Genomic DNA, 25626 nt, shown 5'->3' with positions numbered 1-25626 from the left:
GTGAGCTTTTCTTCTAAATAAAATCAAATAAATGATGCGCCATTTCTAATTTAGAACAAGGTTCAATTACCATTATTCGACCTTGATTATCTAAAAATATCGCTTTATTATTATCACTACCGAAACCACTATCCGGTTGATCTATCGGATTAGCAACGATCGCATCTAATTTCTTTTTCTGCAATTTTTCTAAAGCAGGCTTGACAATATCGCCATTTTGTGCAGCGAATCCAATTATCTTTTGATGTGGTTGTTTTTGGCGTGCTAATTGAGCAATTATATCGGGTACTGGTTCTAAGGGTAAGTCTTGGGGAAGCGATCGCTTGGGCAATTTCTCTAAACTATAATCTCGCGGCTTGACATCTGCAACCGCTGCCGACATGATAATTACATCAGCATTGGGTAAATATTCGAGCATTACTTGCTGCATTTCCATCGCACTAATAACTGAAATTGCTTGCACTCCTAAAGGTGCATTCCAACTAGCTAACCCATGTACTAATGTGACATTTGCGCCTCGGTGGAGTGCTGCTTGCGCTAAAGCTAATCCCATTTTACCTGTGGAGGGATTGCCAATAAATCGCACTGGGTCGAGATGTTCTCGCGTTCCCCCTGCACTTATCAAGACTCGCTTACCAATTAAATCTCGCTTGCCTGCGGTGTGTAAGAGTGATTTCACATATGCGAAAATTTCTGGGGGTTCTGCCATTCTGCCGGCACCCACGCGATCGCACGCTAACAACCCCGATGCTGTACTCATACCATGATATCGGCTATCTGTCAATAAGTCTCGCCAATTTCGCTGTACTGTCAGTTGTTCCCACATTTCGGTATTCATTGCTGGTGCAAGCAATACCGGACAAGTAGAAGCTAAAACGGTGTTGGTAAGCAAATTGTCAGCCATACCGTGAGCTAATTTTGCTAATGTATTAGCTGTTAAAGGGGCAATGACAAACAAATCTGCCCATTCACCCAACTCTATATGTAACGGACGCGAGTATTTAGCTTGCCAAAAATCCTCATCTGTATATGCTTGATGGCGGGATAAAGTAGCTAAAGTTAAAGGTGTAATAAATTCTTGTGCTGTTGATGTGACAATCACTCGCACTTCCACCCCACTTTTAAACAGCGTGGAAATAAGTTCACAAACTTTATAGGCAGCGATACCACCACCTACACCAACTAAAACCCGCTTCATCGATTTTGGATTTGGCATTGGTACTAAGTAGGTAATAGGTAATTGGTAATCGGTAATCGGTAATCGGTAATGGAAAATAGAAATTAAAGAGTAGGGAATTTCACCACTCCTCACTCTCCATTTCCCAAATTACAATTACCTATTACCTATTACCCATTACCCATTTTCAAATTTTTACGCTTCGTCGTAGGGTTCTAAATCTAAAAGGTGGATATAGGGTTCAACTAACTCTGGACGCGCAAATGCGATCGCACGCAGCAGATGCCAATCATTCAAACCCTCAAAAGCATTGCTGTAATTATCTTGATCCAAACGTGTTGCCAACTCTTCCACCTCTTGTGCAGTGATGACAGCAATGTCTTTTCTAGAAATGCTTAGAGTTTTCATTATGCTTGCCCCTCCCTTATGCAGCATTCGCCATAGCGCAGAAATTGAGTTGCGTGCTGACGCAGCCACCCAATATATCTTACTCACTTAGGGGCGTTGGCGATCGTGAAATTTTTCCGGATTTTTAGCTGAATTTGTAAAAAGTTGACAACTGTGACAAAATAATGTCTAAGACTTTTACAGATTCTCCACGAAATTGCGTAATATTTCTAACACTTCTGGACGAATTTCATGCCCCATATCAAATTCATGATATTCTACGGCAACTCCTAGAGATTCTAAAGTTTCCCTTGCCCTCATCGCAGCTTGCAATGGCACGACGGTATCTTGTTTGCCATGCGTAATCAAAACCGGCGGAAAACTACTTGGAACCGATGTTGCTGCACCCGGATGCAAATATCCACTCATACAAATTAAACCTGCAAGGGGCAAAGTTAATCCCACATCCAAAGTCATCGCACCACCTTGAGAAAATCCACTCAAAATTGTTCGCGATAATGGTACTCCAGTACTATATTCTAAAGATTCCAGCCAATCTATCAACATTTGCCGACTTTCTGCCAAACCCTGATACATATTTTCCATTCTCAAGTCGTACCACGCTCTACCAAAAGAGGAATTAGGAAAAGGAAAAGGTGCATTCGGAAAAATGAACTGATAATCAGGCAAATTAAAAATGGGTGATAAAGACGCTAGATCGTCCGCATTTGCACCCCAACCGTGCAAAGTGACAATTAAGCCTTTAGGTACTTGCCCCATTTTTGGCGGAAAGGTGATAAATTCCACGCGACAGATTTTTTCTCCAGCTATTAAACTCTCTTTATAGATATTACTTCTTTTGGGAATAGGGAATAGGTAATTGGTAGTTGGTAATTGGTAGTTGGTAATTGGGATGAGAAAAGTATATTACCCATTCCCCCCTTCGGGGTTCGCCAGTCGCTCATGGGGGAGACCCCCAAGACCGCGCTGGCTCACCATTACCCCATTACCCATTCCCCATTCCCCATTCCCCATTCCCCATTCCCCATTCTCACGCCTTTCTTCGGTAAAATAAAGTGCATCAAATTACAAAGAAAACTGGGGAATTATGGCGCGTCTGGCACTGCTGAGTGTATCTAACAAAACTGGTTTAATTGACCTTGCCCGCAGCTTGGTAGAAGAATTTAACTTTGATTTAATCAGCAGTGGGGGAACAGCCAAAGCTATCAAGGATGCAGGATTGCCAGTTACAAAAGTTGCCGATTACACAGGCTCACCAGAAATTTTAGGCGGTCGAGTGAAAACGCTGCATCCCCGAATTCATGGAGGAATTTTAGCACGGCGGGATGTACCTGACGATTTGAGTGATTTGGCAAACAACCAAATTCGCCCGATTGATTTAGTCGTGGTCAACCTTTATCCTTTTGAGGAAACGATCGCTCTGCCTAATGTAACTTTAGCCTTAGCAGTTGAACAAATCGATATCGGCGGTCCAGCTTTGTTGAGAGCGGCATCAAAAAACTTTGCTCATCTCACAGTTTTGTGCGATCCAACTCAATATGACGATTATTTGCAGCAATTGCGTCAAAATCAAGGTGAAGCTTCTTTAGAGTTTCGTACTAAGTGTGCTTTAAAAGGATTTTTGCATACTTCGAGTTATGACGCCAGCATCGCTTCTTACCTCAGCCAGCAGCAGAAAACCGAATCAACACCTGAACAATTCACGCTTTCTGGCAAACAATTGCAAGCTTTGCGCTATGGCGAAAATCCCCATCAAAGCGCCGGCTGGTATCAAACGGGAAATACTCCAACCGGATGGGCAGCTGCTACCAAACTTCAAGGCAAGGAACTTAGTTACAACAACTTAGTTGATTTAGAAGCGGCACGGCGGATAATTTCGGAATTTCCAGACACGCCCGCAGCGGCGATTCTTAAACATACTAATCCGTGTGGTGTGGCTTTGGGAAGCAATCTTAACGAAGCTTATCAAAAAGCTTTTAATGCTGACTCGGTTTCGGCGTTTGGGGGAATTGTTGCACTCAACCGGACGATTGATGCTGCGACTGCTAGCGAGTTAACTAAGACATTTTTAGAATGTGTAGTTGCACCAGATTGTGATGAAGATGCGTTAAGTATTCTCGCGGCTAAATCTAATCTGCGAATTTTGATTTTACCTGATTTGAGTAACGGACCGACTGAAACAGTTAAAGCGATCGCCGGCGGGTTTCTCGTGCAAGCTGCGGATGATATCATCGTTGATACGAGTAAGTGGCAAATTGTCAGCGATCGCCAACCTACCCAAACAGAGTTAGAAGAATTGCTGTTTGCTTGGAAAGTTTGCAAGCACGTCAAGTCTAACGCGATTGTAGTCAGTAGCGATCGCACTACATTAGGTGTTGGTGCCGGTCAAATGAATCGCGTCGGTTCAGTTAAACTTGCTTTAGAACAAGCACAAGACAAAGCCAAAAATGCAATTTTAGCCAGCGATGGATTTTTCCCTTTTGATGACTCCGTAAGAACAGCTGCTGCTGCCGGAATTAGTGCGATCGTTCAACCCGGAGGAAGCTTGCGAGATGCTGACTCAATCCTAGCTGCAAACGAACTCGGTTTAGTGATGGTATTCACAGGTGTGCGTCACTTTCTCCATTAATTAAGACTTTGAACCGAACTTAAAAATTCATGCGGACATAATTTATAATTCACGTCCGCATGTACTTGAGGGATAAAGACGCAAATGATGTAACAGGAATGCTTATAGTCGGCACCGGGTACAAACCCTGTTTAATGCGCGGACGCATGAATTAATAATTATTAATTAGAATGACCGTAGTTTAATTCTTCAAAGCATCGACTGATTGCTAGATAAACTCTAGTATTGTGAAAATTCAGTTCTATCACTTATCGGCTGTTTCCTTACAGGGAAAGCAACACGGTGCTGCGTCAAAATGGCAAGGCTTTGATAATTGATAATTTATCATCAGTCATTATTTTTATTTATCAGCGCTTGTTTTTCCTAATACTCCTTGACCCAGAAACTTTTTATGTACAATTTATCTCTGATAATTGTACGCGGTAAACTAATTATAGCTAGAGAAACAGAAAACAACCAATTGGAAATTTAAATTTATAATATTAAATTTTGCTAAGTTGAAAATTCATTCTCTGATAAATAAACTTCAATTAGGTAACTTTTAAGTAGCAAGATGGTTAGCCTGAGGCAATTCAAAGCTGATTTTATATAAACTTTTGTAACCTAGCAAGATTCACATAGGTAAACACTAATGGCAGCAAACATGCTGAATGCTGAATCTTTGCTTAAATTTGGAACATATAAGCACTAATTTTGCCCTAGTCTATTTATTGCAGTTCAGTATTTTTCGAGAAGTTTGTATTTGGGAATACTAACAAACTTAATATTGACTATATTCCTTGACTGTAGGCAAATATATCTCTTGATAGAAGATTAGATAAAAAATTAGCCATATTCTTAAACATAAGTGATGTAAATGTTGTTAAGGTAAATAGCCTTACTATCCAAGCAGGCAAGAAAATAACAAAAGCTTCGTTATTCAGATAATGATTAATGCCCTTTGGCTTGAAATAAATTAAGCTTAAAGGTAATTTTTTGCAATTATATTATCTGATGAAAGAGCATTTGTGGACAATTCGATTTTTTACAAACACTCGTATTGAGATAACCTATGTCGGGCGAACAAACTCAAATAAAAAATAACGGTATCAGTAATGGTAAGTCGCTAACTAAGCTATCGACACTAACTGAACCGCAATCATCAGGTGCATCGAAATTGCAGAAGTTATCTTTATCCAACAAAAGCTCTAAAGAAGCTTCTTGTGATACGCCTGATATAGTTTGCTTGTCTCATTTGCGTTGGAATTTCGTTTATCAAAGACCGCAGCATCTTCTAGTTCGTTGCGCGAAAGGACGGCGGGTTTTCTTTATTGAGGAGCCGATTTTTAGCAGCGAACCGTTGGGACGGTTGGAAGTCAGTGAAGATAAGAATGGGGTAGTGGTTGTTGTTCCACACCTACCACAAGGTTTGAGTGAAGAGGGTATCAACGCGGATTTAAAAGTGTTGATTGATAATTTGTTTGCACAGCATAACATCCGCAAGTATATCTGTTGGTACTACACGCCGATGGCTATGGCTTTTACAAGCCACTTGGACCCGATAGCAGTAGTCTACGATTGCATGGATGAGTTATCTGCATTCAAAGGTGCGTCACCCGCTTTAAAGAACTACGAAGCCGAACTTTTCCGCCGTGCAGACTTGGTGTTTACAGGTGGACAAAGCCTTTATGAAAGTAAGGTGAACCAGCACCCCAACATCTACGCATTTCCCAGTAGTGTGGATGTACCACATTTTGCCCAGGCGAGAAATGTGGAACAAGAACCAGTAGATCAAGCTAATATTCCTCACCCGCGTCTTGGGTTCTTTGGCGTGATTGATGAACGGATGGATATTGAACTGCTAGCGGGAATTGCCGATGCGCGTCCTGACTGGCATTTGGTGATGATTGGTCCAGTTGTGAAAATCGACCCAGCACTTCTGCCCCAACGCGAGAATATCCATTATCTCGGCGGTAAAGATTATAAAGAATTACCATGCTATTTGGCGGGGTGGGATTTGGCGATGCTAACGTTTGCGCGGAACGAGTCAACGCGCTTTATTAGTCCAACTAAAACCCCAGAGTATCTTGCCGCAGGTAAGCCTGTAGTGTCTACCTCGATTCGAGATGTAGTGCGTCCCTACGCAGACTTGAAGCTGGTGCGAATTGCAGACACGGCTGAGGAGTTTGTCACCGCAGCAGAACAGGCTATGCAAGAAGACACCGCAGCATCAGGGTGGCTGAGTCGGGTAGATGCGTTTTTAGAGCAGATTTCTTGGGATAGAACTTGGGGATCGATGATGCAACTTATAGATTCGGCGATCGCTGCCCGTCAAGATAGCGTTACAAATATTCCCCCTTCCCCAAGCATCATTACCAGAGATTACGTATTTGATTACTTAATTGTCGGTGCGGGTTTTTCTGGAAGCGTCATTGCCGAACGCTTGGCAAGTCAGTCTGGCAAAAAAGTGCTGGTTGTAGACAAGCGCAACCACATCGGCGGCAACGCCTACGACCATTATGACGATCATGGTGTCCTCGTACACAGATACGGTCCTCACATTTTTCACACCAACTCCCGCGAAGTCTTTGAATACCTTTCCCAGTTCACACAATGGCGTAGTTACGAACATCGCGTTCTTGCCAGCGTAGACGGACAGCTTCTTCCCATCCCCATCAACCTGGACACGATCAACAAACTCTATGGAATGAACCTGAATTCATTTCAGGTAGAGGATTTTTACAAGTCGCTTGCCGAACCGAGAGAATACATTCGCACTAGTGAAGATGTGGTGGTGAGCAAAGTTGGTCAGGAACTGTATGAAAAGTTCTTCCGGGGCTACACTCGCAAACAATGGGGACTCGACCCTTCAGAACTGGATAAGTCAGTAATCGCCCGGATTCCTACCCGTACTAATCGCGACAGCCGATATTTTACGGATACTTATCAAGCAATGCCGCTGCACGGCTTTACCCGGATGTTTGAGAACATGTTAAATCACCCAAACATTAAGGTAATGCTGAATACCGATTACCAGGAAATCGAAAAAGCGATACCTTGCCGGGAAATGGTTTACACAGGTCCTGTTGATGAGTTCTTTGATTATCGCTTTGGCAAACTGCCTTATCGATCGCTTGATTTTAAGCACGAGACGCACAATACACAGGTGTTTCAGTCAGCACCAGTCATCAACTATCCGAATGAACATCTGTATACTCGCGTTACAGAGTTTAAGTATTTGACTGGACAAGAACACTCTAAAACTAGCATCGTTTACGAGTTTCCCAAGGCTGAAGGAGATCCGTATTACCCTGTGCCACGTCCTGAGAATCAGGAAGTTTACAAGCAATACAAGGCACTGGCTGATGAAACTGCTGGTGTGTATTTTGTCGGACGCTTGGCAACTTATAAGTATTACAACATGGATCAGTGTGTTGCTCAGGCTCTTTCTGTTTACAAACAAATCCCAGTTAGGGCTTGAGGATTCTTTGTGTTCTCTGTGGTTAATACGAACCGCAGAGAACGCAGAGAAGCCAGCGCGTTGCGGGGGTTCCCCCCGTTGTAGCGACTGGCGCAACACAGAGGTAAGAAAAAAGAGAGAATATTAGCTTGAGTTTTCAGTTATGGCTGTAGTCTTGAACTCAAAACTTGCTTTGGAAGTATGGGCAGGTGTGGAGTGTACGGTTAATCGTGTAGGTGAGGAGTATTTCGACCAGTTGGAGCGCAATGGTCATGCAATGCGTTTGGATGACTTGGATTTATTCGCCGAACTGGGGATAAAGGCAATCCGCTACCCGGTGTTGTGGGAACGAACGGCGCCTGACGGGTTGGAGAATGCTGACTGGTCTTGGGCGGATGAGCGACTGGGACGATTGCGCTCCCTGGGTATCAATCCGATTGTGGGATTGGTGCATCATGGTAGTGGTCCTGTTCACACAAGTTTGGTAGATCCGGAATTTCCAGAGAAGCTAGCTTTGTACGCTCGTGCTGTAGCAGAACGCTATCCTTGGGTGAGCTTTTACACACCTGTAAATGAACCATTGACAACGGCGCGATTTAGTGGGATGTATGGACATTGGTATCCTCACGGACGGGATGAGTTAAGTTTTGCTCGTGCTTTGTTGGGTCAGTGTCGTGCGATCGCTCTTTCGATGAAGGCAATTCGCAAAATCAACCCGAATGCCCAACTAGTGCAAACTGACGATTTGGGCAAGGTTTACAGTACGCCAACCTTAGCGTATCAGGCAGAGTTTGAGAATGAACGCCGCTGGTTGACCTTTGATTTATTGTGCGGTCGCGTCAATTCTACACATCCAATGTGGGGTTATTTACGCTACTGCGGCATTAGTGAAGCTGAAATTGAGTGGTTTTTGCAAAATCCCTGTCCACCGGACATCATGGGGATTAACCACTACCTGACAAGCGATCGCTTTCTGGATGAACGCAGAGAACGCTATCCGGCTTCTTCTTATGGTAGCAATGGGCAACACGAATATGCAGATGTAGAGGCAGTACGGGTTTGTGCTGAGGGTGCGGGTGGTCCGCGCACCTTGCTACTAGAAGCATGGGAACGCTACAAACTGCCGATTGCTGTTACAGAAGCTCACGTTAGCTGTACCCGTGAAGAGCAGTTGCGCTGGCTGTACGAGGTTTGGAATGCAGCCCTCTCATTACGAGATGAAGGTGTAGATGTCCGCGCTATTACTGCTTGGGCGCTGCTGGGCAGCTACGATTGGAATAGCTTACTAACTCGTTGTGTCGGCTACTACGAGTCAGGCGTGTTTGATTTGCGATCGCCACATCCCAGACCGACAGCGATCGCATCATTGATGCGCGACCTATCCGCTGGACGCAAACCAAATCATCCAGTACTTGATACACCCGGATGGTGGCATCGGCAAGAGCGCTTATTATACCCTGCGGTGAGTTGTCGCTCTCTTGAGGGGGAGAACAAGAGTAAGTGGACACTTACATCACGCTTCCCCCACACCACGCTTCCCTCACCCCTTATCATCGTGGGTGCTAGTGGAACTCTGGGAAGGGCTTTTGCGCGGCTGTGCGAACTGCGGGGTATTACATATCACTTGCTATCACGCCGAGAAATGGACATCGCCAATCCTGCCTCTGTGGATGCGGTGCTATCAAAGTTGAAACCGTGGGCAGTTGTGAACGCTGCGGGATATGTACGGGTAGACGATGCAGAACGCGAACCAGATATTTGTATCAGGGTAAACGCTGAGGGGGCAGCAACTTTAGCTACTGCTTGCGCTAAACATAACGTGGCACTGCTAACTTTCTCATCAGATTTAGTATTTGATGGTACCGTGTCCAACCCTTATATGGAAAGTGATACTGTCGCTCCTTTGAATGTGTATGGGTGTAGCAAAGCTTTGGCAGAAAAGCTGGTATTGAAGGTTAATCCCTCATCCCTGGTGATTCGCACCAGTGCCTTTTTTGGACCTTGGGATGATTACAATTTCGTAACAATCGCCCTGCGACAATTATCTGCTGGTAATACTTTCGTTGCCGCAGAAGATGCCATTGTTTCCCCTACCTATGTGCCGGATCTTGTCCATGCCAGCCTTGATTTATTAATTGACGGTGAGTGCGGCTTATGGCATTTGGCAAACAAGAGCGCTATAACTTGGGCTGACTTGGCACGACTAGCAGCGAAAAAAGCAGGCTTTAATCCTAGTAATATTATTGCCCTGCCAACGCAAGAACTTGGTTTAACCGCTAAACGCCCAAATTATAGCGTTCTTGGTAGCAATAGAGGTGAGTTAATGTCATGTCTTGACAGTGCGATGTCTCGCTATTTTGATGAGTGTCAACGATTTTAGATATTTGTTGTTTGTTAGTAGGAGCGTAGTTACTCCCGAACCGCTACAAGATTACCTACTCTCTTTTCTTTCTTGGGGTTCTTGGGGTTCTTGGTGAGTCCAGCCCCCGTCTTCTCCCAAGGGGAGACGCTAAAAGCGAAGGCGGTTTCCGTCACGATGGGGGACTGGCGAACCCGTTCGCGGAGCGTCTCGAAGAGAAGGGCGGTTCGTTAAAAAAGTCTAGGTATTCTTCTTTGCAGGATAGAAGTAGTTGACCTTCCTACTAACTACTAACTACTAACAAAAAACCATTTATTAGTTATGACAACCATATTAGTAACAGGTGGAGCCGGATATATTGGTTCTCATGCAGTATTAGCCCTGAAGCAAGCAGGTTATGAGGTAATTGTGCTTGATAATCTGTCGAATGGGCATCGAGAACTTGTAGAGGAGGTTTTACAAGTAAAGTTGATTGTTGGTGATATGAGCGATCGCCCTCTCCTCGATAACATATTTACAACCCACAATATAGCAGCAGTAATGCATTTTGCTGCTTACATCGCCGTGGGTGAATCTGTCACCGACCCAGCCAAATATTACCACAACAACGTTACAGGTACGCTGACACTTTTAGAAGCAATGCTTGCTGCTTCTATTAAGAAGTTTATCTTTTCTTCTACTTGCGCTCTTTATGGTGTACCGAAGTTTGTGCCGATTACCGAAGACCATCCGCAAGACCCCATCAGTCCTTATGCCACTAGCAAATGGATGGTAGAACGAATATTATCTGATTTCGATACAGCTTACGATCTTAAATCCGTCCGTTTTCGCTACTTTAACGCCGCAGGTGCTGACCCAAATGGTAACTTAGGCGAAGACCACGAACCGGAAAGTCACATTATACCATTAGTACTGCAAGCGGCTTTAGGTAAGCGCGAATCTATTTCTATTTTCGGCACTGATTATCCTACCCCAGATGGTACTTGTATTCGCGATTATATTCACGTAACTGACTTGGCACAAGCTCATGTTTTGGGTTTAGAATATCTGTTGAAAGAGGGAGATAGTGAAGTATTTAATTTAGGTAATGGTAGCGGATTTTCTGTCAGAGAAGTGATAGAAACTGCTCTTCTAGTAACAGGAAAAGAAATCAAAATTGTTGAGTGCGATCGCCGACCAGGAGACCCCCCTATTTTAGTTGGTAGCAGCGACAAAGCAACTAAAATTTTAGGTTGGCATCCGCAGTATCCAAACGTAGAGGAAATTATCTCCCACGCTTGGCAGTGGCATCAAAAACGGCATGGATCATGAAGAGGGGGAAAGGGGAGGCAGTGCGTTGCGGGGGTTCCCAAGGCAGCTTTTGGGGGGAAGCTTCCCCCCAAAACGTGCCACCCCGTTGTAGCACCTGCCGTGAAAGGGGTAAAGGGTAAAGGAGAAAGAAATTAAACTTTCTCGCCGAGAAGCCCGGTTTCTCTAAGAAACCGGGCTTCCGATCCGTTTGGTTAGATGAATCTACTTATTTCCTTTGGTAGATTAAATGCAAATTGAAAACCAGATAATTATAAATAAATAGGTTAAATAACCTTTTGAATTGTTAGTTTTATGCAAAATATTTACGGAAATATTCAAGGGATAAAATCGAGTCAAATCAAGTTATTACAGCGGTTCTACGAGCAACGACAACCGGGAGATAGATTCATTACGCTGGAATTTGCCCAAGCTTTAGGTGAAATCAGTACAGAAATCCATCAACCGATTTGTTGTTATATTAATCGACGCGGACAAGTTATCCGAATTGCTGTAGGAACCCCAAGTCAAACTCAAATTCCACCTGAAGAATTACCCCGACACAGTGCGGAACGCTTGAGCGGAATTCATTGTGTTGCAACTCAATTCAAATCAGATCCACCTGATGAAGCAGCATTAATTGCAATGGCACGCCAGCGCTTAGATGCTCTTGTAGTGTTAATCTTGGTAGGGGGTGAAGGTGGAAGACACAAAAAAGCAGCCAATGGCAATGTTAAAGAAGCTTTCTTAGCTAACCTTGTGCCCAATGCTGAAAAGCCTTGGGAAATTTCTCCTCCCCTAAGTTTAGATGACTTAATTGAGCAAGACTTTGACGACTTAGTTGATGAATGGGAAAGGGAGATTTCTGAAAATAGCGATCGCACATTATTCCCAGATATTGTATCCGACACTGACAAAGTGCTGCTGGTGGGATTGAAGACAGATGATATTCCTCAACAACGCTTTGAAGATGGACTGCAAGAACTAGTTCGTTTGGTGGAAACTGCTGGGGGAATTGTAGCAGACACTGTGGAACAAAAACGAAGCCGTCCCCATCCGCAAACTGTTGTCGGTAAGGGAAAAGTTGAAGAAATCGCTTTTCAAGCTCAAAAGGTGGGAGCTAATTTAATTGTCTTTGACCGAGATATTTCTGCATCCCAAGCTCGTAATTTGGAAAACGAGATTGGCATCCGAGTTATAGACAGAACCGAGGTCATTTTAGATATTTTCGCTCAACGCGCTCAATCCCAAGCGGGTAAATTACAAGTTGAATTAGCCCAACTTGAATATATGCTGCCACGGTTGCGCGGTCAAGGTCGGGAAATGTCCAGATTAGGTGCGGGAATTGGTACCAGAGGACCTGGTGAAACTAAGTTAGAGACAGAAAGACGAGTTATTCAACGGCGAATTGCTCAGTTACAGCAAGAAGTAAACCAACTACAAGCTCACCGCGATCGCATTCGACAACAACGACAAAAGCAAGAAATTCCTGTTCTCGCATTAGTTGGTTACACCAATGCTGGTAAATCCACTTTGCTGAATGTCTTAACTAATGCGGAGGTTTATACAGCAGACCAACTATTTGCCACCCTTGACCCGACAACACGCAAGCTGGTAATTACAAATCCCGAAACTCAAGAACGCAGAACTATTCTGCTGACAGATACTGTCGGCTTTATTCACGAACTTCCACCAGCATTAATAGATGCTTTTCGCGCCACCCTGGAGGAAGTAGTTGAGGCAAATGTGTTGCTTCATCTGGTGGATTTGTCCCATCCTGCCTGGGAAAGCCATATTGCTTCTGTACAGGAAATACTCGCAGAAATGCCTACAATTCCGGAAAAAAGTTTGATTGTCTTTAACAAAATTGACTCTGTAGATAGCGAAACTTTAAAGAAAGCGCAACAAGAATATCCTTCAGCGGTATTTATTTCCGCAACTAAGCGCTTGGGTTTAGAGACTTTAAAAGAGCGATCTCTGCAACTAATTGACGAAACCCTTGCCAAGCCCGAACTACAGAACGCAGTTACACAAAGCTAAAAGCTGTGGATTCTGTCTAAAATCAAGATATGATGACAAGACGCTACAACCCTCAACAAATAGAATCGTTCACCCAATCGGTACTGAACGACGGCTTCTGCGTGTTGCCCAATCACTTTTCCGAAGCAACACTCAAGGCTTGGCATTCTGCTTTCATCCCCAAGCTAACTGAACATATTGCCCGCGAAGGAGAGCTGCGTAATCGAGGTACAGCCCGCTATTATGTAACTTTGCCTTTCGCCGCTCCCTTTGCTGATACCAGTATCTATGAAGATGAAGATATCCTGGCTCTGATGGAACGCTTGGTAGGAACTGATTTCGTGATGTGCCAGTTGGCGACAGATACGCCTTTACTGCATTCCGAGTATCAAGACGTACACCGCGATACTTTGCCGCTCTTCCCGGAAACTGGTAAAGAAACCCTACCATATCAGCTAGCAGTCAACTTCCCATTGGTAGATGTCACTTTGGAAAACGGACCGATGGAGATTGCACGGGGTACGCATATGATGTCCAAAGAAGAAGGATTACGCCGTATAGAGTCGGGTGAAATTAAGTTGGAACCGATAACTATGCAATTAGGAGACGTAATGATTCGCGATGTGCGCGGTCTTCACCGTGGCACACCTAACTACACAGACACACCGCGTCCAATGGTCGTAATTGGCTATAGCCGACGCTGGCTGTTTCGTCCAGAGGTGTCTATCCAGATACCGCGTGCTGCTATGACCACATTATCCGAACGAGGTCGTCACTTACTACGCTTTAATCCGATTGTGGAATCACTTGAGGAAGTTGCCCCAACTGAGGTTTATCAGTCGTTCGCTTACTAGTAAGCGATCGCGTATTTAAGAACGCAATATCAAATTATAACTTTTGTGGGATGGGCATCCTGCCCGTCCTAAATATGCAGTCAGACAAAATTCATAATCACAAAAGGAAATTTATGACATTAGCTATTATTGTTCACGGTGGAGCGAAAAGTATCTCCGAAGATAAAGTTACAGCAAACAATGCAGGCTGTCAAGCAGCAGTAGAGGCTGGTTGGGCAGTGCTGACTAGCGGAGGCTGTGCGGCAGAAGCGGTTGAGGCAGCCATCCGTGTTCTTGAAGCTGACCAGACCTTTAACGCCAGTTTGGGCGCGACTCTCAACACCGAGGGAGAGGTCGAGCTAGACGCGGCGATAATGGAGGGATCTTCTTTAGGTTGGGGAGCGATCGCAGCAGTTCAGGGTGTGCGTCATCCAATTTCGGTGGCACGGAAAATTATGGATGAAAAACCCAGGCTGTTAGTAGCGCGGGGTGCAGAACGCTTTGCCGCCGACAACAAAGCCGAGATGTGTAAAAAAGAAGATTTGATTGCACAGGAGCAGTGGGAGGAGTGGAAGGAAGAGCAGGAAGTTTTGGATCGCCCCAACACTGTTGGTTGTGTGGCTTTGGATGCTAACGGCATCTTAGCTGCTGGTACCTCAACTGGGGGCACTACGAATCAGCAAGCCGGTCGCGTCGGCGATACTGCTCTTGTCGGCAGTGGCTTGTACGCTGACAATAAACTCGGTGCTTGCTCAACCACAGGTGATGGTGAGTCGATTATCCCGGTGGTTTTGGCTAAAACTGCGATTGACTTTCTTTCTGGAGACAGACACCCAGACGAAGCAGCGCAGAAGGCGATCGAAACTTTGAAATCTAAGGTTACAGGAGAAGCTGGGTGTATTCTCTTAGATAGTCAGGGACGAGTAGGTTGGGCGTATAACTCATCGCATATGGCTTGTGCTTACATGACCACGGGACAAGACGAGGTGGCTGTGTTTACCAAAAAAGAAGCTCCTGCTTTGTGTGATTAATTTTGGCATGTCGCAATGAGTCAGAATCCCGGTTTCTTTAGTCAGAATCCCGGTTTCGCAAAAGTTACCGGGATTCTTTAAGGATTCTTAAAGTGGGGAATTTTTCACCAATCGTTTCTACTTGCAGATAGAGGAATCAAAATTGGGCAACTAATACCTTATTTGTCAGGTAGATACGCTGATTGGGTCTTGAAAACAGTTGAACTCAAACTAGACATGAACTTAAAATACGACTTTCAGTACTTTCAAGGAAATTCTTTTTCTGATCTGTTTGCTCAAGACATTACAGATGCAGGTTATGCGTTCATCCCAAATTACCCTGCGACTGGCAGTTGGGCTGCTTACCCCAATAGAAAAAAATACTTTATTCAAGACGGTAGTAGTGAAGCGACTAAAACCTCCTTTGACAAGATTTGCCAGAAGGAACCTTGGAAAAATCTGGCTGTGTTAGGCGATCGCATTCCAGGAATTGTGATTATTTCACCGCCAAAGTTACTAATTAACTACTGGCAGGAGCATTTTGGGTTCAGCCACTCCAATATGCAGATGATGGATTGCTCAAGTTATCTAGATGACCTCAGTCAAAACTCCCACTTTGACAAACTCATCACTTTATTTCCCTTTGATAATCTGCAACCAGAAAAACACGCTGTTAATCCAGACACCCACTACCGCTTGCTGAGTAAAGTAACGCTAGCCGAGTTAGGAGTGCAATGTCCGAAATACTCAAGCTACAATCTGCACACCCAGAGTCTCGAAGACATTGAGTTACCACAATTCCCCTACTTAATCAAAACGTCCCACGGACTTTCAGGAGAAGGCACTTATATTATCAAAAGCACCAGCGATCTGAACTACTGCTTTGAAGAAATCAGGAAATATCTTGATATCAAGTTGCTCAATAACATTATTGTCTCAGAGTTCGTCAAAAACGAGGTGCAGAACTACTGCGTACAATTCTATGTCAACAAAGCGGGAGACATAACGCTCATCGGTACTACCAGCCAACTTGTCACCCCAGAGGGCAACTATTTAGGGGGACTGATTCACTACCGTACTGACATGAGCAAGTTCTATGAGATGATTGCTGCTATTGGTCAGTATGCTCATAAGCTTGGTTATTTCGGCTTCATTGGCTTCGATGTGTTGGAAGACCAAGACAAACAGCTTTATGTAATTGATGCCAATTTCCGCATAAATGGTTCAACTGGGCTGTGCTTGCAGCGTCATACTCTACTGTCCCTTGGAAAAGAGGTGGCTAAATATTCCAGTGATTACCGCATGGAAGGGACGTTGGACTCGATTTTAGTTGCTTTGAAACCAGAACTGGATCGCAAAGACTTTATCATTTTATCGGCTTTAGAGAAGGTCAAGTACGGAAAAATCTACACCGAAATTTACGGGATTGTGACTGGACAGACAATCGAGGAAATGCAGCACATCGAACAAAACTTACAAAATAAGGGATTGCAGGCGATCGCTTAAACAGCACGACTGTTGATATCTAACCTTAGAAAGCTTGATTACTTCTATAAAATGGGTTTCTTTACCTAAGTTATAAAGTAATCAATTTGTCCGATAAAATTAGGATATTTCGGAACGAAAATGGAAATAAATAACTTAGAATACTACGATTTGAATGCAGAAAAATGGTGGAAGTCAGACGAAACTTTATATCTGTCTAACCATCTTAACAACTCAAGAAGAGAGTTTGTTACAAGTTTTGTGCCAGATTGGAAAGGAATTAAAGTTTTAGATATTGGCTGTGGAGGAGAAGGGGATTGTGAATCCGTAGCCAAGCTAAACGCTTATGTATCAGGGATAGATTTATCCTTTAATTCAATTAATATCGCCCAAGAACATGCTAAAAAAAGTAATTTAAAAATTGATTATCGTTGGGGAGTAGCTGAAAATCTTCCTTACAAAGAAAACAGTTTTGATATTGTTTTATGTTTTGACGTTTTGGAGCATGTTGACGATTGGGAAAAAATTATTTCTGAAGCTTATAGAGTTTTAAAAAAAGATGGATTATTTTTGTTTGACACAATTAATAGAAATTTGAAATCTAAATTTATAATCATTTGGTTTTTAGAAGATACCCTCAAGTATATACCGCCTGGGCTTCACGATTGGAATAAGTTTATTAAACCCCAGGAAATGATTGATGTCATGAAAAAGACTGGCTTTGCAGATTATCTAATTAAAGGATTTGATTTGACAGGTGGTACTAACTTGAAAACGCTAAGAAATCTTGTACTGAAGGATTTCAATAATCAAATAAAAGGTAAGAAATGTAGTTTATTTGAAATCAAAATTAATGATGATACTTCTGTATGCTACATTGGCAAAGCTGTTAAGCTAGTTGATAATAATTAAATTTTATATTTTTAGTAAATTTTATACATTCACAAAGTTTATTTTAGTTTAAATATAACAAATGATAGATTATGTATTAGCATTTTCTCTAGTTTACTGTATCAAACATTACAGTTAAATGTAACAATATCCACTTCATTTTATAGATGTAGATTTTGTAAAAATCATATATTTATAAAGGTGTATGTTAATTTGTGATTCGTTGAAACACCTTTAAGAAGGAGAAAAAATATGAAATTTCAAATAGAATGCAACACAAACAAAAGTAGACAAGTATGTTTAATTTGTCAGCAAAATTTACAAATTAATGAAGCCAGATTAGTTGTATGTAATGACCAAGGTGACGGCTATGGAGATATTTGCCATCAATGTATAGCTAAGGGTGGTAATTGGATTCAATATCAACTCCAAGAATTCAGCAATAAGCTACTAGCCACAAAATGAGAGGTAGGAGAATAAAAAATGGTATCAATTGATGACACCAAGCGAATTTTAATTGCCAGAAAATTGGCAGATATGAAAGAATTACAAAATCTGCTGATTAAGAATGAGCAGCAATTTCTTCAGGATTGCACTGATGATGATATTTGCGTAGACACGAAGTGGCTTGTCGTCAGACATCGCCTACAGCATATGCTTGATTCGGATCGGAAAAATCTAGGCATTATCGATACTGTAATTGTTGAATACGGTGTTAAGGGTGAGCCTAAAGAAACAACCCAAAAGATGATTTCGCAAGTTCAGAAACTAATGTTAGATTCTGAGCTAACTTTGTTTGAGAAAGTACAAGAGCATGAATTGCTCAAGCATAAGCAAACTATGGCTGGACTGCTAATCCACAAAGCTGCCCAAGTTGTTGGTGCTGATGTTGAAGCTGCCATAACTCCTTTAAATACAGTTAACTTTGAAAACCGCGCTCATCAAGAGCAACTTAAAGGAATTTTAGAGATTCTGGGTGCGCGAACTGACAGGAAAAGAGCCAAAACAACAACTTTGGGCAAGAGTTCAAGATGCTGTTGCAGCCTTAACTGGTGTGGTGGGTAGCCTCGTAACACGCATTGATGACGAAATGAGCATCCGCGAGCTTCTCCTCATGGATCATACTAAGGTCGATATTCTGTTTATGGAAATTTTCACGTTCTTACGAGCCTGAAAAAATCCAAGAGTATTTTGGGCAATACAAAGACATCAAAGTTCATGGTACAGCCGAAGAACAAGTCCTCTACCCAGCAGTTCGTCCGTATTACGAACACACACAAGAAATATACGACCAAACCGACGAAGTAATGGAAATGTTAGATGAAATTAAGCCTCTAAACTTTTCTTCACCTGAGTTCAAAACAAAAATTGAGCAGCTAAGAACTGCGGTGCTTTCCTCACATTAATCAAGAAGAAAACGATATATTCCCCAAACTCCGCGACAACTTTAGCCATGAGCAGCAGAAGCAAATAGCGACCGAATTTAAAACAGCTAAAAGCAAACTTCACTCTTCAAATGACTGCTCATAAAAGTTTGCTGTGCTATTCAAAGAAGGAAGAAAACTTAGTTAAACATTAACCTTCCCAGCCTTCAAGTAAAACATTCTAGCAAAGAGGATTCAAAGCGCGTGCAATTATGAATAATCAAACGACTTGGAAGTATATATTTCAACTCAAAGCTGCGATTAATTGGGTTGAATCTGTGTTTTTGCTGTTATCCGACCAATGGATTCGCGAGTTGCTTGGTGAGAAACCCCTGGTCAATTCTGAATATTCACATTTGTTTCTCGTGTTGGTATTTGTTATCGGGATTGGCTATTGGTGGGTTGGTCAGGACATCGATCGCAATCACGGCATCGTCAAACTTGGAATTATCGCGCAATCTTCGGTTTTCGCTGTGCTAGCTTATCACACCTTCGCAAACAAGCTTCACCCATTTTATTTAATTCCAGGTGTTATTGACCTCACCTTTGCGATTATCTTTGTTCTGTTTTTAAACTCCTACGCTCGCAGTAAACCGGCTTTGGAGTGATTTTTCAAAGTCTATTTTCATTTTTTGCTGTGAACGAAGTTCATGGAGTAAGCTTGCACTCATTCAAGACAGATGAAAATCAAACCACAGATAAACATAGATAATTCATCTGTGTGCATCTGTGGTTCTAACTTATAAATACATACTTTTGTACTCTTTTCTATTCTTTACCAAAAAAGAACCCTGGCGTAACTGAAATCCTTGTAGGATAGATACTGAGGACTGATACTAGCGCATTTTTTTAAGAAAATGGCAGTTACTTTTTGTGTGTTATTTAATAGCGAGAGAAATTATCATGGCAGAAAAAAATGGTCCTTGGACAATACAAAAAACAAACCATAAATTCCACGATTCGTTTATCAACGTTCGTGAAGACGAAGTTCTGCGACCTGACGGTGAACCTGGTAAATATGCCACCGTGAAAATGAAACCAGCCGTTGCTATTTTGCCGATAGATAGCGATGGTTACGTGTATCTGGTTCGGCAATTTCGCTACGCTCTTGGTAAAGAAAGTATCGAAGTTGTATGCGGTGCAGTTGAGGAAGATGAACCTAACATTGAGGCAGCAAAACGTGAAATTGAAGAAGAAGTTGGCATCAAAGCATCGGAATTAATTGATTTAGGTGTGATTAATTTAGATACGTCGATTGTTGATTGTCCCATGCAGATGTTTCTCGCAAAGCAGCTAACAAAAACAGAAGCAAATCCAGAAGGAACGGAAACAATAGAAGCAGTTAAAGTTACCCTTGATGCAGCGGTACAAATGGTGATGGATAACACTATCACACATGCACCAAGCTGCGTGCTAATTCTCAAAGCACCTGTTTGGATATCTCAATTCTAACTAATGGCAAATATCAATATAAAACAAGGAATTGCATATACTTGGGGGTCTACGCCTGAAGAGAGGCTGATGTCGTTTTCATGCGATCGCTACATAGAAAATAGTGACGAGGCGTATTTGGGAGCCATAAATGTAAAAGCACCAACTCAGATTTTATTTCGATGGCTATGTCAACTTAAGGTTGGATCTTACAGTTATGACTGGATTGACCGCCTCGAAAGAATAGTTTTTCCGGTTCAAGATTCAATATCAGACCCTCCAAGTCCAAAACAACTGCTTCCAGGTATAGAAAATTTAGCGATCACTCAAAGAGTTATGGGTGTTTTTAAACTTGTTGAGTTTGAAACAAATCGACATTTAACAATAGTAATGGATGACGAACGAGCCATTACAATGTTTGGTAACATCGCAGCCAGTTATGTCATTTTCCCAATATCAGAAAACACTTGTCGTCTGATTCTCAAAGGGCATATTCCCTATCCGAGAAATATCTTTTGGTCATGGATACGCTGGGTTTTGCCGTGGGGAGACTTATTGATGATGCGCCAGCAATTTTTGAGGCTAAAAAATCTAGCTGAATGCCAAGCTAACTGTAGCGCTGAGGTAAACATTTAGAATATGAAAAGGTACAAAATAGTCTTGCAAATCATACTTGCAATCGGGATGGTAGTCGTTGGTGCTTTGCACTTTACTCACCCAGGGGGATTTGAAAAGATTGTGCCGGACTTTCTTCCCGACCATTTGACATTTGTTTACACTAGCGGATTTTTGGAAGTTTTGGGTGGAGTAGGATTATTAATTCCTGGTGTAAGCCGTTATGCTGCATGGCTTCTGGTTGTACTTTATATTGCTGTTTTTCCTGCTAATCTTTATCAGGCAGTTAATAACATCGAGGTCGTAGCATTACCACACGATCCACCCCTGATTTGGTTGAGGCTGCCTTTTCAGACTCTGTTAGTCGCTTGGGCTTGGTGGTATACAAAAAAATAGTGTAACACAAGACAAAATGGGTAAGCTGCAAATTGGTACTAGTGGTTGGGTTTATAAGCATTGGATGGACATTTTCTATCCACCACATTTGCCTAGCGGCCAGCAACTATCATTTTACGCCCAACACTTCTCGTAGTTGCGATGCACGCGCGTGCATTGCAACTACGAACCAACTTAGATGTACATTAGTGTTAAGTAGCTCAACCTAATTAAACTTAAAATGTCATTACGAGCGGAACGCCGTGCAACGCGAAGTAATCGCAGTGACTCTATTTTATGTTTTTCAATGTTGATATACTTAATTCAATTGCTGTAGCGATCGCGATCGCACATGCTGCCAACTTCGGGTCAAACCTGTGTAGCTGCTTTTAAACGCGATCGCTTCAAAGATGTCAAACATTATGCGATACACTAGTACCTGCCACCTTAGCTGGTATAACAAAGCCATAGTAAGCGGTAGCGATCGCACTTAGAGCGTTAAGCCAAACATTATTACCGAACAGCGGCATTAAGCCGAAACTTGTCTGAGCATAAGGCAGCAATCCCGCGATCGCAATTAGGATATAGGCAACTGCAAAACCACGATTGAATAAACGCGAATTGCTCAAGCTGCTATATGAAGCAATCCCCAAAACTCCGACAGCCAAATGTACAAGGTTATGCAATAAATTAGTCGGAAACAGACCAAATACATAGCCAAATCCTGTAGCATAAATGCTGTTAGTTGCACCAACTGGGACATAAGATTCACTTGCCCCAGGCAATGAAACCAAACCTGGTATAAATCCAGCTATACCTAAAACCAAAAAGAGAATTCCGACGGTCAAAGCACAGTAACGCTCTATCATGTGCGCCGTTTTTGTATTGTCCATACTATTTGTTACTCCAAATTTTGTCCAAATGTTTACTGAATGTAACCTACTCGCTGTTTGTATCCTTTCTCTGCGATTTCTTAAACAGTTAGTATTTTACTCAATCGCCCGATCGCGATACATAATACTTTCCATTCAACTCACATTTATTCTGATTTCCTCTATCAAAAGTAAACATGACACATTGCGACACCTTGTGTTTTACTATACTAATTATCTTGTTGATTCTGACGCTGACAGTCCGCGTAAATTAACGGCAATAAGTTGCTGTTGATGAATGTGTTCGCCAGCCAAAAACACTGTTATGGTATTGGATGGAAGAGAATAACAAAGGAAAAAGTAGTTAAACCCATCGTGTGTAAAAACAATGTTTGTACACAATTATTGGAAAAAATAGCTGTTTTCGCTTTTGAGTTGAAAACCTGAAAAATCAGTAGTTTAACTTGGTCTGACAATAAACAAAGATAATTATTACTAATTTATTCTTACTTTAACTTCAGAAATAATTAGTATGAAGTTAAATTGTGATTCAAAATACTAAAAAAACCTTCAAGAAACATCACGCTTGTCAACTTTCGGAAGATTGTTGTATTCGCAAATACATATTATTTTTACATTAAATAACTTTTGAGTAATTCTTAAGATTGATGCAATAATTAGTAATTTTTTGTCATCATGAAAACTTACAAAAAATACACAAAAACAGAGAATCATGTCGCTTTCGCAAAAAACACCTGATTATAGAAATTCTCACAAAACAAGTGAAATTGAGTCTACGACTCACCTAAAAAGAGATAGTTTAACTACAATTAAAAAATTGCCCGACCCCCGACTAATCAGCTTTACCATTTTTTGTTTGGCAATTTTCTTATTTGTTGCTACCATTTACTACGGAATAATTAATCCCTAGCTGGTTAACCTGAGATTATTTGACACCATCGATAGCAATTATTAACATTCGGCTCATCAATGTCACAAGATATTTAATGTACGCTCACCAACAGCCACTTCAAAATACACAAAATCGCCTCCTTGCCGGCTTTCCGAGTGAGGAGCTAACTGCATTGCATCCTCATCTGGAGCAAGTCTCACTCTCACATGGACAAATTATTATCTCGCCTGATGAGCCTATCGAGTTTGTCTATTTCCCTCTTAACTCATTGCTCTCTTTAGTGACCCTGATGGAGGACGGCTCAACGGTCGAATCCGGCTGTATCGGGCGTGAAGGGATGGCAGGTGTGCCAATTCTTTTGGATGCGAACACGACACCGATGCAGACGCTGGCACAAATTCCCGGTCAAGCCGTGCGTATCAAAGCAGGAATCATCAAAAAGGCGTTCGACAGAAGCAGTGCATTGCAAAAGCTTTTCCACCGTTACATACATACACTCATTGTTGTCGGTTCACAAAGCGCTGCCTGCAACCGTCTTCATCAAATAGAAGCAAGGCTTTCCCGGTGGTTGCTGATGAGTAGTGACGGTGTGAGTTCAGAGGAACTTCACCTCACCCATGAATTTCTTGGCACGATGCTTGGCGTTAGGCGTTCTGGAGTCAGTGAAACTGCTAGTAAACTCCAAGGCAGCGGCTTGATCAGTTATCGACGCGGACACATCCAGATTCTTGACAGGAAGAATTTGGAAACAGCTGCCTGCGAATGTTACGGCATGGTCAAGGCAGAATATAACCGCTTGTTTGGCTGAAGCTGTAACATCATTTTAACTAACGCAGGTATTCTGGCTATAACCGAGTGCGTTAAACCTAGTAGCTGCTAATATCCTAAACTAAGCGGCAATCATTCGCTGTTATTCCGTGGCAGAATTACTATTAGCAACGCGCAACAGCAAGTCTTATCAGGTCATACAAGACAAATTTGCTCGATTAATATGCAAGTTGCTTCTTTATAAGCGCAGATAAATCTTTTTGAGTTTCTCTGTCCGAAACCGGACAGACCAAAGCAAGTATGTGTATGTAAGCTTGAGAAAGGTGTGCATCTTAATTTTATTTAAAAGAGCGTGCATTGCGATGCATTTGCGCTTTTCAAGTGTTAGAACTACACAAAGGTGAAATAATCTATAGTTAGTCCATCTTACTTGATAGTCTACACTTGCTCGTTATCAGTAACGGCGCTGTGAAGAGCGTTGGTGTAATGCTTTGCAAAAAACTCTTTGAAACTACATTATTTGCAAATAGAGGCTATCTCAAAACTATAGTAATTACATTTTTAACTACGGTAATTACAAAAAAGTGCTGGAAAAATTTTCCGTCTTTATAAGAAATACATAAGTTATATACTCAAGAGGGAAACTAACATATTACTTAAGTCTGACTCCAAATATTCTTTAAGAATGAAGTTTGAATTTTCCGGACTAGAGATAATATATGGAATACCATTTATCAACTGTCAAACTTAGACAGTTACCGTTATGTTTACTATTGATGAGCCTGTAATAAATCAAAAAACTGGACAACTAGGAAAAGTCATTGGTTACGGACACCAAATCATCAATAATGTGTATACCGTAACGCTGAAGGTTTTAGTAGCTGAACCTGCCAATGCAAATAAAGTACTTGTGGTAGAAGATGCAATTCATGCATGGGATCATTGGTCGATAGCTTAGATTTGCATTTGTTTATCAATTCAAAATTCACGCATTCAAAAATTTTGGATTAAAGGGTTTAAAACCCCTTCTCCCTTTGGGAGAGGCGCTCCGCCAACGTCAACACGTAATTTTTGTTTCAAACGAGGTTTTAACCCCGTTTGAAACAGATTTATTGTTTTTGAACTTTGTGGAAATTGGTTTTGGTCTTGGTTTTCTGCTTGGGGTGGTCATCGATCGGTATTTTTCACTCTTCGTCCGCAAGGTACGCTTAATTTCGGCTTTGCTACAAAAACCTGCGGTTCAACGGATTTGGTATAGACTTTGAATACCGCTATGGTTGAAGCGCGATCGCGCTGCATTGAAGTCATTTTTTGAAGGTTCGGTCACAATTGTCGATAATTTGTGAGGCTACACATAACAATATCGACGAAATCTTGAAGGATGAAAAATTGGCGATTTGCTGCCGCGAAACTTCATATCTTGCCACATGGCTACAAATTTGACCTGAAAAACCGCAAAGCAGAGTACTGAAAGTATCACAACTCACGTTGACCAATAAATCCCCTTAGAGTTAGGTAAGCAAATTTTCGCAATGCACGCTCTTTGTGATACTAGCAATTCAAAAGCTAACAACAGAGGCAGATATGACTTCTGCCCTTGGACGCTCACCCGGACAAAAATGGACAGGCTTCATCCTTTGTGACTCGCTATCGTGTTGAGGATCTTTAAAACAAGCCTGTCCATTTTTGTC

At 42.1% G+C, this 25626-nt stretch carries 21 protein-coding genes and 2 pseudogenes; 19 read left to right on the top strand and 4 right to left on the bottom strand.

Features of this window, described 5'->3' with window-relative positions:
* Window positions 1–13 precede the first annotated feature (13 nt).
* From coaBC to PI95_RS17125, 3 genes are all read right to left on the bottom strand, one after another.
* The gene (gene coaBC, locus PI95_RS17135) at window positions 14–1216 is read right to left on the bottom strand and encodes a bifunctional phosphopantothenoylcysteine decarboxylase/phosphopantothenate--cysteine ligase CoaBC (RefSeq protein WP_039740708.1); all 1203 of its coding nucleotides are present in this window, start codon (window positions 1214–1216) and stop codon (window positions 14–16) included.
* A 156-nt stretch (window positions 1217–1372) separates the two neighbouring features.
* Window positions 1373–1585, bottom strand: a complete 213-nt coding sequence (gene isiD, locus PI95_RS17130) for a protein IsiD (RefSeq protein WP_039740191.1) — start codon at window positions 1583–1585, stop codon at window positions 1373–1375.
* Window positions 1586–1762: 177 nt separating this feature from the next.
* The gene (locus tag PI95_RS17125; RefSeq protein WP_052324806.1) at window positions 1763–2344 is read right to left on the bottom strand and encodes an alpha/beta hydrolase; all 582 of its coding nucleotides are present in this window, start codon (window positions 2342–2344) and stop codon (window positions 1763–1765) included.
* A gap of 328 nt (window positions 2345–2672) precedes the next feature.
* On the opposite strand from PI95_RS17125, the gene purH reads away from it, so the two are divergent.
* The 16 genes and pseudogenes from purH to PI95_RS37715 all read left to right on the top strand — a co-directional run bounded on the left by purH (window position 2673) and on the right by PI95_RS37715 (window position 21539).
* Entirely contained in the window at window positions 2673–4214 is a 1542-nt protein-coding gene (gene purH / locus PI95_RS17120) for a bifunctional phosphoribosylaminoimidazolecarboxamide formyltransferase/IMP cyclohydrolase (protein ID WP_039740196.1), read from the top strand.
* Window positions 4215–5265: 1051 nt separating this feature from the next.
* Window positions 5266–7674, top strand: coding sequence for a UDP-galactopyranose mutase (gene glf / locus PI95_RS17115; protein ID WP_039740198.1), 2409 nt, complete (start codon window positions 5266–5268; stop codon window positions 7672–7674).
* A 142-nt stretch (window positions 7675–7816) separates the two neighbouring features.
* Window positions 7817–10033, top strand: a complete 2217-nt coding sequence (locus PI95_RS17110; RefSeq protein ID WP_039740200.1) for a family 1 glycosylhydrolase — start codon at window positions 7817–7819, stop codon at window positions 10031–10033.
* 300 nt (window positions 10034–10333) lie between these two features.
* Window positions 10334–11323 carry a UDP-glucose 4-epimerase GalE gene (gene galE / locus PI95_RS17105; RefSeq protein WP_039740203.1) on the top strand — a complete coding sequence of 330 codons (990 nt, stop codon included), beginning with the start codon at window positions 10334–10336 and terminating at the stop codon, window positions 11321–11323.
* Window positions 11324–11614: 291 nt separating this feature from the next.
* Complete coding sequence (gene hflX / locus PI95_RS17100) at window positions 11615–13339, top strand: GTPase HflX (RefSeq protein WP_039740205.1); 1725 nt, start codon at window positions 11615–11617, stop codon at window positions 13337–13339.
* A 29-nt stretch (window positions 13340–13368) separates the two neighbouring features.
* Window positions 13369–14172, top strand: coding sequence for a phytanoyl-CoA dioxygenase family protein (locus PI95_RS17095; protein ID WP_039740207.1), 804 nt, complete (start codon window positions 13369–13371; stop codon window positions 14170–14172).
* A gap of 113 nt (window positions 14173–14285) precedes the next feature.
* Window positions 14286–15182, top strand: coding sequence for an isoaspartyl peptidase/L-asparaginase family protein (locus PI95_RS17090; protein ID WP_039740711.1), 897 nt, complete (start codon window positions 14286–14288; stop codon window positions 15180–15182).
* Window positions 15183–15398: 216 nt separating this feature from the next.
* Complete coding sequence (locus PI95_RS17085; protein WP_039740209.1) at window positions 15399–16667, top strand: ATP-grasp domain-containing protein; 1269 nt, start codon at window positions 15399–15401, stop codon at window positions 16665–16667.
* Window positions 16668–16787: 120 nt separating this feature from the next.
* Entirely contained in the window at window positions 16788–17558 is a 771-nt protein-coding gene (gene ubiG, locus PI95_RS17080; RefSeq protein WP_039740211.1) for a bifunctional 2-polyprenyl-6-hydroxyphenol methylase/3-demethylubiquinol 3-O-methyltransferase UbiG, read from the top strand.
* A 231-nt stretch (window positions 17559–17789) separates the two neighbouring features.
* Complete coding sequence (locus PI95_RS17075) at window positions 17790–18002, top strand: hypothetical protein (RefSeq protein ID WP_039740213.1); 213 nt, start codon at window positions 17790–17792, stop codon at window positions 18000–18002.
* A gap of 18 nt (window positions 18003–18020) precedes the next feature.
* Window positions 18021–19067 (top strand): annotated as a pseudogene (locus tag PI95_RS17070) (hemerythrin domain-containing protein).
* 106 nt (window positions 19068–19173) lie between these two features.
* Window positions 19174–19569 carry a hypothetical protein gene (locus PI95_RS17065; RefSeq protein ID WP_039740215.1) on the top strand — a complete coding sequence of 132 codons (396 nt, stop codon included), beginning with the start codon at window positions 19174–19176 and terminating at the stop codon, window positions 19567–19569.
* A gap of 295 nt (window positions 19570–19864) precedes the next feature.
* Complete coding sequence (locus PI95_RS17060; protein WP_039740216.1) at window positions 19865–20413, top strand: NUDIX hydrolase; 549 nt, start codon at window positions 19865–19867, stop codon at window positions 20411–20413.
* A 3-nt stretch (window positions 20414–20416) separates the two neighbouring features.
* Window positions 20417–21028, top strand: coding sequence for a hypothetical protein (locus tag PI95_RS17055; protein ID WP_039740218.1), 612 nt, complete (start codon window positions 20417–20419; stop codon window positions 21026–21028).
* Between the two features lie 3 nt (window positions 21029–21031).
* Window positions 21032–21403 carry a DoxX family protein gene (locus tag PI95_RS17050; RefSeq protein WP_163518956.1) on the top strand — a complete coding sequence of 124 codons (372 nt, stop codon included), beginning with the start codon at window positions 21032–21034 and terminating at the stop codon, window positions 21401–21403.
* Between the two features lie 16 nt (window positions 21404–21419).
* Window positions 21420–21539, top strand: a complete 120-nt coding sequence (locus PI95_RS37715) for a DUF72 domain-containing protein (RefSeq protein ID WP_507236762.1) — start codon at window positions 21420–21422, stop codon at window positions 21537–21539.
* A 256-nt stretch (window positions 21540–21795) separates the two neighbouring features.
* Here PI95_RS37715 and PI95_RS17040 read toward each other — a convergent pair whose 3' ends face one another.
* A complete protein-coding gene (locus PI95_RS17040; protein WP_039740220.1) occupies window positions 21796–22275 on the bottom strand; it encodes a DUF4383 domain-containing protein in 480 nt (159 codons plus the stop codon).
* Window positions 22276–23504: 1229 nt separating this feature from the next.
* Here PI95_RS17040 and PI95_RS17035 point away from each other — a divergent pair.
* From PI95_RS17035 to PI95_RS37510, 3 genes and pseudogenes are all read left to right on the top strand, one after another.
* The gene (locus PI95_RS17035; RefSeq protein ID WP_236117086.1) at window positions 23505–23975 is read left to right on the top strand and encodes a Crp/Fnr family transcriptional regulator; all 471 of its coding nucleotides are present in this window, start codon (window positions 23505–23507) and stop codon (window positions 23973–23975) included.
* Between the two features lie 723 nt (window positions 23976–24698).
* Window positions 24699–24893, top strand: a complete 195-nt coding sequence (locus tag PI95_RS17030; protein WP_039740227.1) for a hypothetical protein — start codon at window positions 24699–24701, stop codon at window positions 24891–24893.
* Between the two features lie 160 nt (window positions 24894–25053).
* Window positions 25054–25406 (top strand): annotated as a pseudogene (locus tag PI95_RS37510) (type 1 glutamine amidotransferase family protein); the annotation flags it as partial.
* Window positions 25407–25626: the final 220 nt, after the last annotated feature.

It is taken from the genome of Hassallia byssoidea VB512170, from assembly GCF_000817785.2.
In the GTDB taxonomy this organism is placed as follows: Bacteria; Cyanobacteriota; Cyanobacteriia; order Cyanobacteriales; family Nostocaceae; genus Hassallia; species Hassallia carrinoi.
Note: the sequence above shows the minus strand (reverse complement) of the source record. Positions and strands in the feature narration are given on the sequence as shown.